The organism is Bhargavaea massiliensis (genome assembly GCF_018390575.1).
In the GTDB taxonomy this organism is placed as follows: Bacteria; Bacillota; Bacilli; order Bacillales_A; family Planococcaceae; genus Bhargavaea; species Bhargavaea massiliensis.
Genome location: NZ_JAHBCJ010000006.1, coordinates 85,675 through 100,184, shown reverse-complemented (window position 1 = coordinate 100,184; position 14,510 = coordinate 85,675). Strand labels below are relative to the sequence as shown.

General features: G+C 51.3%; 11 protein-coding genes and 1 pseudogene. 9 read left to right on the top strand and 3 right to left on the bottom strand.

Going from position 1 to position 14,510, the window contains the following annotated elements:
* Positions 1-38: 38 nt before the first annotated feature.
* Positions 39-1,307: a threonine ammonia-lyase IlvA gene (ilvA, locus tag KHA84_RS10475; protein WP_213423465.1), complete on the bottom strand. Its 1,269-nt coding sequence runs from the start codon at positions 1,305-1,307 to the stop codon at positions 39-41.
* A 187-nt stretch (positions 1,308-1,494) separates the two neighbouring features.
* On the opposite strand from ilvA, the gene kynU reads away from it, so the two are divergent.
* The 3 genes from kynU to kynB are packed head-to-tail and all read left to right on the top strand — an operon-like array spanning position 1,495 to position 4,286.
* On the top strand, positions 1,495-2,769 hold the full coding sequence (gene kynU / locus KHA84_RS10470; RefSeq protein ID WP_213423464.1) for a kynureninase: 1,275 nt from the start codon (positions 1,495-1,497) through the stop codon (positions 2,767-2,769).
* A gap of 17 nt (positions 2,770-2,786) precedes the next feature.
* Positions 2,787-3,641: a tryptophan 2,3-dioxygenase gene (gene kynA / locus KHA84_RS10465; protein ID WP_092051748.1), complete on the top strand. Its 855-nt coding sequence runs from the start codon at positions 2,787-2,789 to the stop codon at positions 3,639-3,641.
* A gap of 15 nt (positions 3,642-3,656) precedes the next feature.
* A complete protein-coding gene (gene kynB, locus KHA84_RS10460; protein WP_092051745.1) occupies positions 3,657-4,286 on the top strand; it encodes an arylformamidase in 630 nt (209 codons plus the stop codon).
* A gap of 110 nt (positions 4,287-4,396) precedes the next feature.
* On the opposite strand, the gene KHA84_RS10455 is transcribed toward kynB, so the two are convergent.
* Positions 4,397-4,690 (bottom strand): hypothetical protein, encoded by a 294-nt coding sequence (locus KHA84_RS10455; protein WP_092051742.1) that lies wholly within the window; start codon positions 4,688-4,690, stop codon positions 4,397-4,399.
* On the bottom strand, positions 4,681-5,631 hold the full coding sequence (locus tag KHA84_RS10450) for an anti-sigma factor (protein WP_213423463.1): 951 nt from the start codon (positions 5,629-5,631) through the stop codon (positions 4,681-4,683). The genes KHA84_RS10455 and KHA84_RS10450 overlap by 10 nt, the downstream gene beginning before the upstream one ends.
* 638 nt (positions 5,632-6,269) lie before the next feature.
* Here KHA84_RS10450 and glmS point away from each other — a divergent pair.
* From glmS to asnB, 6 genes and pseudogenes are all read left to right on the top strand, one after another.
* Complete coding sequence (gene glmS / locus KHA84_RS10445; RefSeq protein WP_213423462.1) at positions 6,270-8,072, top strand: glutamine--fructose-6-phosphate transaminase (isomerizing); 1,803 nt, start codon at positions 6,270-6,272, stop codon at positions 8,070-8,072.
* Between the two features lie 81 nt (positions 8,073-8,153).
* Positions 8,154-8,945, top strand: coding sequence for a helix-turn-helix domain-containing protein (locus KHA84_RS10440; RefSeq protein ID WP_213423461.1), 792 nt, complete (start codon positions 8,154-8,156; stop codon positions 8,943-8,945).
* Positions 8,946-9,191: 246 nt separating this feature from the next.
* Positions 9,192-10,370, top strand: a pseudogene (locus KHA84_RS10435) (LL-diaminopimelate aminotransferase).
* A 12-nt stretch (positions 10,371-10,382) separates the two neighbouring features.
* Positions 10,383-11,246 carry a diaminopimelate epimerase gene (gene dapF, locus KHA84_RS10430; protein ID WP_272875292.1) on the top strand — a complete coding sequence of 288 codons (864 nt, stop codon included), beginning with the start codon at positions 10,383-10,385 and terminating at the stop codon, positions 11,244-11,246.
* Positions 11,247-11,279: 33 nt separating this feature from the next.
* Complete coding sequence (glnA, locus tag KHA84_RS10425; protein ID WP_213423460.1) at positions 11,280-12,605, top strand: type I glutamate--ammonia ligase; 1,326 nt, start codon at positions 11,280-11,282, stop codon at positions 12,603-12,605.
* 43 nt (positions 12,606-12,648) lie between these two features.
* The gene (gene asnB, locus KHA84_RS10420) at positions 12,649-14,496 is read left to right on the top strand and encodes an asparagine synthase (glutamine-hydrolyzing) (RefSeq protein WP_213423459.1); all 1,848 of its coding nucleotides are present in this window, start codon (positions 12,649-12,651) and stop codon (positions 14,494-14,496) included.
* The last annotated feature ends 14 nt before the right edge of the window (positions 14,497-14,510 follow it).

The window sequence follows — 14,510 nt, the reverse complement described above, 5'->3', positions numbered from 1 at the left end:
GAAAAAAAGCTGCCCGGCATCGCCGGACAGCAGCAGAATCAGATCAGCAGGCCGAACAGGTAGCTGTCTTTATTCAGTTCTTTATAAGGGAAGCCGAGGGTGTCCATGCGTTCGATCAGGCCCGAGTAGTCTTCCCGGTGCTTGATTTCGATCCCAATGAGGGCCGGCCCGTTTTCCTTGTTGTTTTTCTTAGTATATTCGAACGTTGTGATGTCATCATCGGGTCCGAGTACGCTGTCGAGAAACTGTCGCAGCGCACCGGCACGCTGCGGAAAATCGAGGATGAAGTAATGGAGAAGTCTTTCATGTATGAGGGATTTTTCCCTGATCTCCTGCATGCGGCTGATGTCGTTGTTGCCTCCACTGATCACACAGACGACCGTTTTTCCTCTGATTTCATCTTTGTATTCATCAAGCGCCGCGATCGGTAATGCCCCGGCCGGCTCGGCTACGATGGCATGCTCATTGTAAAGATCAAGGATTGCGGTGCATACCTTGCCTTCTGGAATAGGGAGGATTTCGTCCACATACTCGCTGCAGATTTCGTAAGTAAGGGTTCCCGGTCTCTGGACGGCAGCCCCGTCGACGAACTTGTCGATGGAATCAAGTGCGGTGACCTGTCCGCTCTCAAGGGAAGCTTTCATGCTGGCGGCGCCCGCGGGCTCCACGCCAATCATTTTCGTCTGCGGAGAAACGTTCTTGATATAGGTGGCAATCCCTGACATCAGGCCTCCTCCGCCGATGGATGCGAAAACGAAGTCCGCGGGCTCTTCGATGTCATTCAGGATTTCAACTGCTACCGTTCCCTGTCCGGCCATCAGGACAGGATCGTCAAACGGATGGATAAACAATTGGCCATGCTCCTCCTTATAGGCCAGAGCGTGGGCAGATGATTCGTCGAACGTATCCCCGGTCAGGATGATTTCCACTTGGTCACGCCCGAACATTTTTACCTGGTTGATTTTCTGCTTCGGCGTGGTCTGCGGCATGAAGATTTTCCCCTCGATGCCGAGTTCGGCGCATGCATAGGCGACGCCCTGGGCATGGTTCCCTGCACTTGCGCAGACGACTCCTTTTTCGCGGGCTTCCTGTTCAACAGATTTGATTTTGTAGTAGGCGCCCCGGAGCTTGAACGACCGGACGTGCTGAAGGTCTTCGCGCTTGACGTATATCCGGCAGTCATACTTTTCGGAAAGCCGTTTGTTCAGCTGAAGGGGAGTGTGCTCGACGACTTCCTTCAGCTTCTGGTAGGCGATGAGGATATCCTCCACGTGCAGCAGTTTTGTCCGTTCATTTGTAGCTGGCATTTATAACACGACCTTTTTTGAAAATTGAATGGCTTTATTCTAACACGCCCGAAGCCAAATCACACGGTAATTATCTAAAGATTCTACAACAATTATATGGGTGAAAAATAACCTTGTTATTGGAAAGCGCTTGCATGGCCCGGGACATTGCCGTACAGTCGGATTAAATAGCAGAGGAGGTCATGAGATGGGGCAAAAAAGTTTGGAAGAGGCAAGGGAGCTTGACCGTCAGGACAGCCTGCAAGACTTTCGCAAGGAATTTTACATACAGCCGGAAACGATTTATATGGATGGTAATTCACTGGGCCTGATGTCCCGCCGGGCAGAGAAGGCGCTAATCAGCCTCATGGATTCATGGAAGGCGCACGGCATCAACGGCTGGACGGGAGGAGAGCGTCCGTGGTTCTATCTCCCAGAAGAGCTTTCGGCCAAAATGGCGCCGTTTGTAGGGGCGAAGGCAGAGGAAGTCATGATGACCGGGTCGACCACGTCCAATCTTCATCAGATTCTGGCGACATTCTTCCGGCCTGAAGGGAAGAGGACGAAGATCCTCGCGGACGATCTCAATTTTCCGAGCGATATTTACGCGATCAAAAGCCAGCTGGAGCTCCATGGGCTGGATCCGGAACTCCATCTGGTCAGCGTGAAAAGCCGCGACGGCCATCTGATCGAAGAAGAGGACATCATTAGTGCCATGTCGGATGAAATAGCAGTCGCCATTCTGCCATCGGTCCTTTACCGGAGCGGCCAGGTCCTCAACATGCCGGCACTGACGGAAGCAGCGCACCGGCACGGAATCCTGATCGGATTTGACCTCTGCCACTCGGTCGGTGCGATGGAGCATGCCCTTCATGATTGGGACGCCGACTTCGCCTTCTGGTGCACCTATAAATATCTGAACGGCGGTCCGGGCTCGACAGGAGGGCTTTTCATCCATGAACGCCACTTCGGTACCGCTCCAGGTCTTGCCGGCTGGTTCGGCTCAGATAAGAAAAAACAGTTTGATATGGAACATGATATGACTGCCGCTGCACATGCAGGTGCTTATCAGGTGGGGACCCCCAACATTTTCAGCATGGCACCGCTTGCCGGCTCGCTGGAGCTTTTCGCAGAAGCGGGGCTCGGACGGCTGCGGGAAAAGTCGCTTAAGCTGACTCGCTTCATGATGGATCTGGTTGACCAGGAGTTGGACGGTCACGGGTTCAGGGTGGCCAATCCTCGGGAAGATGGGCGTCGGGGAGGCCATGTCTATCTGGAGCATGAAGAGGCTGCACGTATCTGCAGTGCGCTGAAAGCGGAAGGTGTCATTCCTGATTTCAGGGCACCAAAAGGTATCCGGCTGGCGCCGGCTGCGCTCTATAACTCATTCGAGGATGTCTATGAAACCATCCGGATTCTCAAGAAGATCATGGATGAGGAAGCGTACAAGAAGTTTGAAAACAAACGCGGCATCGTCGCCTGACAAAGGAGGGGCGTGCAATGCCCAAGAAAATTTCTGACCTGAAAAAAGCACTTGAACAGGAAAAGGACATCCATACGGACTTCAGGGAATCGATGACTTATGGTGAATACCTGTCACTTGATCAGATTCTTTCTTCTCAAAAACGCCTGTCCGGGCACCATGACGAAATGCTGTTCATCATCATTCATCAGGTGAGTGAACTCTGGATGAAGCTGATCCTGCATGAGCTCAGGTCTTCCATTGAAGACATCGGAAAAGACGATATGCAGCCGGCGTTCAAGAAGCTGGCAAGGGTATCGAAGATCCAGTCGCAGATTATCCAGGCCTGGGATGTGCTGTCAACCATGACCCCGGCAGAATATCTGGAATTCCGGGACAGTCTGGGACGTGCTTCCGGTTTCCAGTCGTACCAATACCGGCTGATCGAGTTTGCACTAGGATACAAGTCGGAAGCCATCCTGAAAATCTATGAAAAAGATGTTCAGGTCCACCACGAACTAAAAGAGGCTTATGTGGAACCAGGTCTCTATGATGCTGCCATCGGGGCACTTTCCAGGGCCGGTTTCCCGATCAATAAAGACCTGCTGAACAGGGACTATTCGGTTGTTTATGCAGGAGATCCGACTGTCGCGGCGGCCTGGGAAGAGGTCTACCGGGATGTCGGCCGTTACTGGGATTTGTACCAGCTGGCGGAAAAAATGGTCGATGTGGAAGACTGGCTTCAACAGTGGCGGTTCCGCCATATGAAAACAGTGGAGCGCATCATCGGATTCAAGAAAGGTACGGGAGGGTCGTCCGGTGTCGGTTACTTGAGGCAAGTGCTTGACCATCGGTTCTTCCCGGAACTTTGGGATTTGAGGACAACGCTCTGAAAGGAGGAAAAACAGATGGAAACAGGCAGATGGATCGATATAACTCAGCCGCTTACGAATGATATGGCCCACTGGCCGGGAGACACGCCTTTCCGTTTTGATCTTGGGGTTACGAAGGAACAGAGCGGCTCGGTCAACATTGGGGAGATCCGGACGAGCCTGCATATGGGGACCCATGCGGACGCACCATTTCATTTTGACGAGGCGGGCAAAAAACTCCATGAACTGGACGTGAACACTTATATCGGCAGGGCAAGGATCATCGATGTCACCATGTATACATCACTTGGGCAAAACGAACTGGAAGGCTACGACTTGGAAGGGGCGGGGCGTCTTCTCCTGAAAACATCGGAAACAAACAATCCGCTTGTTTTTCCGGAGTCGTTTATCGAGCTGCGGCCCGATATCGGCCCGTATTTGAAATCTGTAGGAGTTTTCCTTCTCGGAATCGATGTCCCGTCAGTGGACCGGACGGACAGCAAGGAACTGCAGACCCATCACTCACTTGGAGACAACGGCATCCATATCGTCGAGAATTTGATGCTGGCTGATGCTGAACCGGGGGATTACGAATTTATCGCGTTGCCGCTTGCCATTCATGGAGCTGACGGGAGCCCGGTGAGAGCCGTCATCAGAAAGATCTAAAAGGCCGGAGAGGAAGTTCTTATAACGGTAAAGACTGCAGATACGGAAGAGGAATTCCTCAGCCGGATCTGCAGTCTCTTTATTTTTTCGATTTGTCCAACGTGTTCGGATTAAGGGAAAGGCATAATGACCCATCCAAGAATAAAGATGACGGCGGTGAAGATTCCCAGGTAGACGGCTATTCCGATACCCCATAGCCCAAGTGACCGGCTATTCCTGCCGAAAAGCGCAATCAGGCCCGAGATGAGTATGGAGGAAATCCAGAATGACAGCTGTTCCATAAATGACAAATCATAACCGGACAGCATGGATATGTTAAGAAGCGCCAGCGCAATGATTCCCGTGATGACACTGAACCATCCGAGCACCTGAAAAGATTTAAGTTTTACTTTGTTCAATTCCATAATTTCACCTCACCCAATTTCATATGTCGGATCATTTGCGAATCTTTTAATGCTTCGACCTCCTGCTTGGGTCCGGTGATCACCGCACCGTATGCGGTGAAGCCATTTTGCTCGATAAATTCAATTCGTTCCTGAAGTTTCAGGTTTTTATGCGACGATACTTCTGCTGCAAGTTCCTCGTACGGCTGAAGTTCCTTGAGCAGCTGCAGGAACGTCTCTTCGTGTGACATTGAATCCCGGAAAGGCGACCAGTATGTCCGGTCAGGCTGTACCGGGTAACCGAGCGGGGAAACCACATCACCATCCGCACTCAACATCTCATCTTCTGTGCCGGTGTAGATGGCTGCCCATACAACGTCAATGCCGGGGAACTCTTTTCTAACATCGATCACTTTATAAAGATCATTGAATGACAAGTAGGCTTCGACAACGGTTTCGTCCGGCAGTCCGGCGAGTACCTGCCAATTGTGATCGCTGTTGAATTCCGGCATTCCCTGTGCCGGATGGACGAGCCACTGATTGGTTTGAGTGGGGTATTTTGGAGGTGTCCTGTCCAGGTTTGAGGTCATCTTCTTATCCACAAGATTGTCCAGAACAAAATGAAGATCATAATGGCGTACCGGATAAAGTTCACTGCCAATCTGCTTGTACTGGTCAAATGAGAGATCCATCGAAAACAGTGAGAATTCCATCTCAAATTCCATCTCTTCCAAAGCGGTGTTCGGCTCGGTCAGATAAAGGACTTTACTGGCAGTATCCATCAGTGTCGTGGACTTCGTACCGAATGCGTAATAGGCGAATGTCAGCATATAACTGGTCGGCACAATCATCAATGCTATTGTGAACGTCGACAAAATCAGTTTCCACCTGGAAACAGTCCGCATTTTTCCAGTAAGCCCGGTTTTATTAGCGCTGCCGATTTGCTCGTTGTATGAACCCATTCCTTCTCCTCCATTTCAATCAATATCAGTTTTCAGCCACGAAGCGAAGACCTCTTATGGTATCTGGATTCGGGAGACCGGGTTTGTGGTATAGGCTACTTAAGTTTTTTTGAATCCCTCCTTACCATTAACGGTTACGGTTCCGGAAAGTTTCGTAAATATGGTAAATTACTGCATGCTTCAGTATCGCTCGCCTTTTTATACTGGACAGCGCGAATTCTGCAATAAAAATAATGATTTTGAAGGAAAAGGTAATTGACAACAGCACATTCCGTATAATACATTACAAAAGCAGTAATAAGGCGAAGGAGGACCGGCGACACGCCCAAATCGGAAAACAATCAAAAGCGCCTGAGCTGGGGAAATCAGAACACAGTCCCAGCAGACGAGGTGGAGGTTCATCGACAATTCGGCGGATGCCTCCCGACCGTGATGTCCGGTTGTCATGCTTTCCAGCAAAACACACAAGTGATTGTGTGAGACAGAGGGGAAAGCCGGCATCAATTTCCGCATGCGGGAGCAGGAATTGCCTGCTCGTGCGGAATCAATCCAACTTGCACGAACAGCGCCCACTGGCCGTTTTGTAAACGGTAAACAGGACGCTTATTTGACTTTGACTGATATTGGAGGAATTGAATATGTGCGGAATTGTAGGCTATATCGGTGAATTGGATGCCAAGGAAATTCTGTTGAGAGGCCTGGAAAAGCTGGAATACCGCGGATACGATTCTGCGGGGATTGCCGTTGCCGGCGAAGAAGGGGTATCTCTCTTCAAATCCAAGGGACGGATCGCCGACCTGCGAATCATTGTGGATGATTCCACTGAAGCCCAGACCGGAATCGGCCACACCCGCTGGGCGACTCACGGTGTGCCGAATGTGAAAAACGCTCACCCCCACCAAGACATATCCGGCCGTTTCACGCTCGTACACAACGGAGTTATCGAGAACTATGAGAAGCTCCGCCGTCAGGAACTGGCAGATGTTCAGCTCGTCTCAGATACCGATACAGAAATCATCGTCCAGCTGATCGCCAAGTTTGTCTTCGAAGGAATGACAACGGAAGAGGCGTTCGCTGAGGCGCTGGGTATGCTTCACGGTTCATATGCAATCGCCCTGCTTGATGAAGAAGAGCCGGACACAATCTTCGTCGCCAAAAACAAGTCGCCGCTTCTCGTCGGCCTGGGAGATGGATTCAACGTGGTCGCATCTGATGCAATGGCGATGCTTCAGGTCACTGACCGGTTCGTCGAACTGCATGACGGAGAAATGGTGATTGTCACGAAGGAAAATGTCCAGATCCGCAAGATTACCGGTGAAGCGGTCAGCCGTGAAGCATACAAAGCCGAATTGGATGCCTCGGATATTGAAAAAGGGACCTACCCGCATTACATGCTGAAGGAAATCGACGAACAGCCTGCTGTTTTAAGGAAGATCATCCAGGCCTATCAGGATGAAAACGGAAATCTCAGCCTCAAGCAGGAAACACTCGAAGCGATTAACGGTGCCGACAGGATCTATGTCATCGCTGCCGGAACAAGCTACCATGCGGGTCTTGTCGGGAAAGAATACTTCGAAAAGCTTGCAGGGGTGCCGACTGAAGTCCATATTTCCAGTGAATTCGGCTACAACATGCCGCTCCTGTCTGAAAAGCCACTGTTCGTCTTTATCTCCCAATCGGGGGAGACGGCAGACAGCCGACAAGTTCTCGTCAAGGTTAAGGAACTCGGCCATCCGTCCCTTACTGTGACGAATGTTCCCGGTTCGACTCTGTCGCGTGAAGCGGATCATACGGTCCTGCTGCATGCCGGTCCTGAAATCGCGGTGGCTTCGACTAAAGCCTATACCGCCCAGGTTGCGGTGCTCGCCATTCTTGCAAGTCTTGCTGCTGAAGCGAAAGGCAAGGAGATTGGTTTTGACCTGATTCAGGAGCTGGGCATCGCTGCGAATGCCGTCCAGACAATGATCGTAAGGAAAGAGGAAATGGAAGGTCTCTCCTTCGACTTCCTTGAACTGAGCCGGAATGCATTCTTTATCGGACGTGGCCTTGATTATCACGTCAGCCTTGAAGGCGCACTCAAGCTCAAGGAAATTTCCTATATCCAGGCAGAAGGATTTGCCGGAGGGGAACTGAAGCACGGGACCATTGCCCTGATTGAGGAAGGGACGCCTGTGTTTGCGCTTGCCACCCAGGAAGCCGTCAGCCCGAATATCCGGGGGAATGTCAAAGAAGTCAGTGCCCGAGGAGCCAAGTCGTGCATCATCTCGATGGAAGGCATTGAAGAGGAAGGCGACCGAATCGTCATCCCGTCCGTTCACCCGATGCTGACACCGCTTGTTTCGGTCATCCCTCTCCAGCTGATCAGCTACTATGCTGCTCTCCACCGCGGGTGTGACGTGGATAAGCCGCGTAATCTGGCGAAGTCTGTGACTGTAGAGTAATTGTAAGGAAGGCTCCGGTATGTTTCCGGAGCCTTCCTTTATATAAGCCCACATTAGCTCTTCGGTAAAAGGAGGGATGGGATGCTTGAGATAAATCCTGGGGATTTTGTATTGAAGCCTGCAATGGCAACTATCCACTGCGAGCCGGATTGGAGATGGAAGAAAAGAAGTCAGCCCATGCCAAACTACGATCTTTTCTATGTATGGACCGGGGAAGGTACGGTCGTGTTGAACAACAGGGCTTATGATGTGGAAAAGGGGCATTGCTTTTTATTTCGCCTGGGCGATCATACGGAAGCCGTCCATCATGCCCAGAATCCTTTCGTTCTGACTTATATTCATTTCGACTTGGCATGCATCCCAAGACAGGTTCCGAGTCCTCACAGAGTTTTGGCGGACCCGATCAGCTTTGAGTCATTGCTCAGCCGGTATGTCCGGTTGTTTCTGGTTGACACGTATGGTGCCGAAACCGAAGGGAAACTGATTCTCAAACAACTCATGATTCATCTTCTGAGGGAAGAACACGAATGCGCATCAAAGGAAATGAACAGCACCAGCCGACGGTTTGAAGAGACCATTCTTGAGATCGCAAACTATATCCGGCAGCACCCGGCGGAGCCGCATACGGTTAGAGGCCTGGCGGAGCGGGCACATCTTTCCGAACGCTACTTCTCCCGGAAATTCAAAGAGATTATTGGCCACACTGTTAAGTCTTACGTGATCCTCTGCAGAATTAAACGGGCCGAGCACCTTCTCCATTTTACCGGGCTGAACGTGACGGAAGCCGCACATGCGCTCGGTTACCGGGATCTTCATTTTTTCAGCAGGCAATTTAAGCAATATACCGGGAAAAACCCGTCGGATATCCGGTGACATAGGAAAATCATAAGGCTGGATGGAGTCAGAGAAGAAGGACTCCGTTCAGCTTTTTTTGTATGGAAAAGAAGCAGGTTTTAAATCTGTGCAAAAAAGTGCAAATCTTTATCCGAAACCTATAAAGACTTTTCCTTTTAACCGCAATAACATAAGACTGTGGAAAGCAGTCTGAACGGAGGCGGATAGCGTTTGGACTATATACGGAACAAATTTGCCGAACGGATCGGGGGTTCCCGCTTCGGGATGGGCAATGAGGTTTACAAGTTCGAGAAAATCAAGCGGGCCAAACGGGAAGCGCTGCAGAGAAATCCGGACAGAGCATTGATCGATTTGGGTGTCGGAGAACCGGATGACATGGCGGATGACGCTGTGCTCAGGGAACTGATGATCGAAAGCAGAAAGCCGGAAAACCGGTTTTATGCCGACAACGGGATACCGGAATTCAGACGGGCAGCAGCTGTTTACATGCATGAAGTGTTCGGAGTGGCCGGCCTCGATCCGGAAACGGAGATCAATCATGTGATCGGGACAAAATCTGCCCTGGCCATGCTGCCTCAAGTGCTGATCAATCCCGGCGATGTGTCGATTGTCACGACCCCAGGCTATCCGGTCCTCGGAACCCATACCCGATATCTCGGAGGAGAAGTTGTTGAACTCCCGCTTCTTGAAAAAAACGGTTTTCTGCCGGATCTTCATTCTTTGTCGGAAGAGATCTTGAAAAAAGCAAAGCTGCTGTACCTGAACTATCCGAATAACCCGACCGGCGCGGTTGCCGACGATGCATTTTTTGAAGAGGTTGTCCGGTTTGCAAAAGCGCATGAACTGATCGTCGTCCATGATGCCGCTTATGCAGCATTGGTTTTTGACGGCAATCAGCCGCTCAGTTTCCTGTCAGTTCCGGGAGCGAAAGATGTCGGGGTAGAACTCCATTCGCTTTCCAAGTCGTTCAATATGACCGGATGGCGGATCGGCTTTATCGCGGGGAATGCCAGGTTGGTATCCGCCTTCGCGGCAGTGAAGGACAACAGCGATTCGGGCCAATTCATCCCGATCCAGAAAGCGGCTGCCTATGCGCTGGCCCACCCGGAAATCACGGAAAAAACAGCCGTAAAGTATGCGGCGAGGCACGAAAAACTGTCTTCCATCCTCCGGGAAAGCGGATTGGATGCGGTGAAGCCTAAGGGATCGTTCTTCCTTTATGTCAAAGCGCCTGCCGGAGTGGAAAACGGTCCGACGTTCTAGAATGCTGAAGCGTTCAGCCACTATCTGATCCAAGATCACTCCATTTCAACCGTGCCCTGGGATGATGCGGGATCTTACGTGCGCTTTTCGGTGACATTCGAAGCCGACGGACCGGAAGAAGAGCAAATGATCCTGAATGAAATCAGAAGCAGGCTCCTGACATGCAAGTTCTTCTTTTAAGGAGGTGAGAAGTTGAAGTTCACGAAGATGCATGGTCTCGGAAACAATTATGTAATTTTCAACCAACTGGATGATCCGGGCAATGTCCTGGAAGAAGACCGGTATCCGGCACTGTCCAGGAAAGTCTCACAGATCAATTTCGGAATCGGTTCTGACGGAATCATCCTGATCGGCTCCTCGGAAAAAGCGGACTTCAAAATGAGGATCTTCAACGAAGATGGTTCGGAAGCGAAAAACTGCGGCAACGGGCTGCGTTGCGAGACAAAGTACGTTTACGATCACGGATACGCCGGCGGGCGGAATTTCACGATCGAGACATTGGGCGGGATTGTCAGCGCAGAAGTTGAAGAAGGCCGGACAGTTGACGACCATGTCAGCTTTGTAACAGTGGACATGGGGAAGCCGGGACTGCAAAAGGGATTGATTCCCATGCAGGGGGATCCGGATGCCCGGACCATCGATGGACTTCACACCTTCGGCGAACAATCACTGCGCATCACCTGTATTTCAATGGGAAATCCGCATGCGATCATCTTCACTGAAGACGTAAAGGCCGCCGAAGTTGAGCGCCTGGGTCCGCTCATCGAATATTCCAGTCTGTTCCCGGAACGGGTGAATGTCGGATGGGTGGAAGTCAAAGGTCCCCGGAAAATCGAGTACCGGGTCTGGGAAAGAGGATCCGGCATCACGATGGCATGCGGCACAGGCGCCTGTGCGGCCGTTGTCGCGGCGTCGCTTAATGGACTGGTTGATCTTTATCAGCCAATCACTGTTCATTTGCCCGGAGGTGACCTGGAGATCATCTGGGACGAAGAGGGGCATGTGCGAAAAAGAGGTGAAGCCGCTTATATCTGCTCAGGGGAACTCATTGCCTGAACGAATTTGAAAAAGAAAAGGAGCTGGGGGGAAATGGATAAACAGCGAGTGATGGAAATGGTGAAGGAAGAGAATGTGCGGTTTATCCGCCTGCAGTTCACAGACCTGTTCGGGACGATCAAAAATGTAGAAATACCGGTCAGCCAGCTCCCGAAAGCACTGGACAACAAAATGATGTTCGACGGCTCTTCGATTGAAGGGTTTGTACGGATTGAAGAATCCGATATGTATCTTTGCCCGGACCTGGACACGTTCGTCATCTTTCCGTGGACGTCCGAAAAAGGGAAGGTTGCCCGTCTGATCTGTGATATCGCCCATCCCGACGGAACGCCTTTTGAAGGGGATCCGCGCGCCAACCTCAAGCGTGTGCTGAAAGAGATGGAAGAACTGGGCTTCACCCACTTTAATCTTGGGCCTGAACCGGAGTTCTTTCTATTCAAACTGGATGCAAACGGGAATCCGACGCTCGAACTCAATGACAGCGGAGGCTATTTCGACCTTGCCCCGACAGATCTGGGGGAAAACTGCCGCCGCGATATCGTACTGGAACTCGAAGAAATGGGCTTCGAGGTAGAGGCTTCTCATCATGAAGTGGCCCCCGGCCAGCATGAGATCGACTTCAAGTATCAGTCCGCACTAAAAGCCTGTGATGATATCCAGACATTTAAACTGGTCGTCAAAACGATTGCCAGAAAACACGGCCTCCTGGCGACCTTCATGCCGAAACCGCTGTTCGGCATCAACGGCTCCGGCATGCATTGCAACCTGAGTTTGTTCAAAGGGGAAGAAAATGCGTTCTATGACCCGGAAGGTGCGATGGAAATGAGCGATACAGCCCGACACTTTTTGGCGGGGATCCTGAAACATGCTCCAAGTTTCACGGCCATCACGAATCCGACTGTGAATTCCTATAAGCGGCTTGTTCCCGGCTATGAGGCGCCTTGCTATGTCGCATGGTCCGGAAGAAACCGGAGCCCGCTTATCCGGATTCCGGCATCGCGGGGGTTAAGCACCCGTGTCGAAGTCAGAAGCGTAGATCCGTCCGCAAATCCGTATCTGGCGATGGCCGTACTTCTTTCTGCCGGGCTGGATGGGGTCAAGAATCAGCTGGAAGCACCGGAACCGATCGACCAGAACATCTACGACATGTCCAGAAAGGAGAGAAGCGACAACGGAATCATCGATCTTCCGTCCACACTGGCTCACGCCCTGGATCTGCTGAAGGAGGATGAAGTCATCATTAATGGCCTGGGTAGCCACTTGTTTGAGCACTTTGTGGAGTCCAAGGAAATTGAATGGGATATGTTCCGCACCCAGATCCACCCTTGGGAGCGGGAACAGTATCTGACTCAATATTGAGCCGCGGCAGCCTGTGAAAACATCTTAGAAAGAGTGAGCATACATGTGTGGAATAACCGGTTGGGCAGATTGGCAGCAGGATCTCAGACAGCAATCGCCGGTGATACAGTCAATGGCCGCCACACTTTCCAGGCGGGGCCCGGACGCGCTGAATATTTGGTGTTCCGAGCATATGGCCCTTGGCCACACAAGGCTTACCGTCGTGGATCCTGCCGGCGGGTCGCAGCCAATGACCAAGGAGTCACAGGGCCGTACTTACCGGATTGTCTACAACGGTGAGCTTTACAATACGGAAGAGATCAGAAATGAACTGATCGGCAAGGGATATCCGTTTCATTCCCGGTCCGATACCGAAGTGCTGCTGACTGCTTATATCGAATGGGGAGAGCAGTGCCTGGAGCGGCTGAACGGAATCTTCGCCTTCGGAATATGGGATGAAACGCTGGATCGGCTATTTCTGGCGAGAGACCGGCTCGGCGTTAAACCGTTATTTTACCGGGCCGGTGCCGAATCCCTGATGTTTGCTTCCGAAATCAAAGCGATTCTGAAGCATCCGGAAATCAAAGCGCAAGTGGACCGCGACGGATTAAGGGAAGTGTTCGGATTGGGTCCGTCACGCAGCCCGGGAAATGGAATTTTCCGCGGAATCGATGAACTCCCGCCTGCGCATGCCCTGACCTTTGACAGACAAGGTATCCGGAAATGGCGATACTGGAATGTGGAAAGCAGGAACCATGACCATGATCTCGCAGAAACACTGGATAGAGTTTCGTTCCTCGTAAAAGATGCCATTCAGCGTCAGCTTATCGCAGATGTTCCGGTCTGTACATTTCTGTCAGGGGGACTAGATTCCAGTATTATCACAGCCGTGGCAGCCGAGCAGTTCCGAAAAGAAGGAAGAGGGAGGCTGAACTCGTATTCCATTGACTATGAACAGAATCTTCACTATTTCAAATCAAGTGTTTTTCAGCCGGATCAGGATGCGCCGTGGATCGAAAAGGTGTCGGACTTCATTGGTACAGACCATCATTCAAAGGTGATTGATCAGCAGACACTGGTCAACGGTCTGGACCGGGCGGTACTGGTCCGGGATCTTCCCGGGATGGCTGATGTGGATGCATCTCTCCTATGGTTTTGTAAACAGATCCGACAGGACCACGTCGTTGCTCTTTCGGGGGAGTGCGCAGATGAGATATTCGGGGGGTACCCTTGGTTTCACAAGTCTGACCTCCTACAGGGCAACCGGTTCCCATGGATGACTTCACAGGAAGAAAGAGAAGAGTTGTTGCGGGGAGATTGGCGGAAAAAGCTATCACTGAAGGAATATATTCAGGACCGCTATGATCGGACAATCGCTGAGGTGCCCGTATTGGATGGAGAGGACCCGACAGAGGCCAGGCGGAGGGAAATGTTTTACTTGAATATGACCTGGTTCATGCCGACATTGCTGGAGCGAAAAGACCGGATGAGCATGGGAGCGGGGCTTGAAGTCCGTGTCCCGTTTGCCGATCACCGGCTCGTCGAATATGCCTGGAACATTCCGTGGGATATGAAGATGTTGGGGGGCCGTGAAAAGGGAATTCTGAGAAAAGCGATGGAAGGTGCTCTCCCGAAAGAAATTCTCGACCGCAAAAAGAGTCCGTATCCGAAAACCCATCACCCGGCATATATGAGACTCGTGAAAGAAAAGCTGCGGGACATTCACGCGAAGCCTTCACCGCTCTGGGAAATTGTTTCGAAGAAGAAGGTCAAAGAAATCCTCGACTCGGATGGTGCCTCTTTCAAGGCCCCTTGGTTTGGCCAATTGATGACGGCTCCGCAACTGATTGCCCATCTTTCTCAAATCCATACATGGCTTGATCATTACAGAATTGACCTTGTAGAAAGCTGAACAGGATGGGGGAT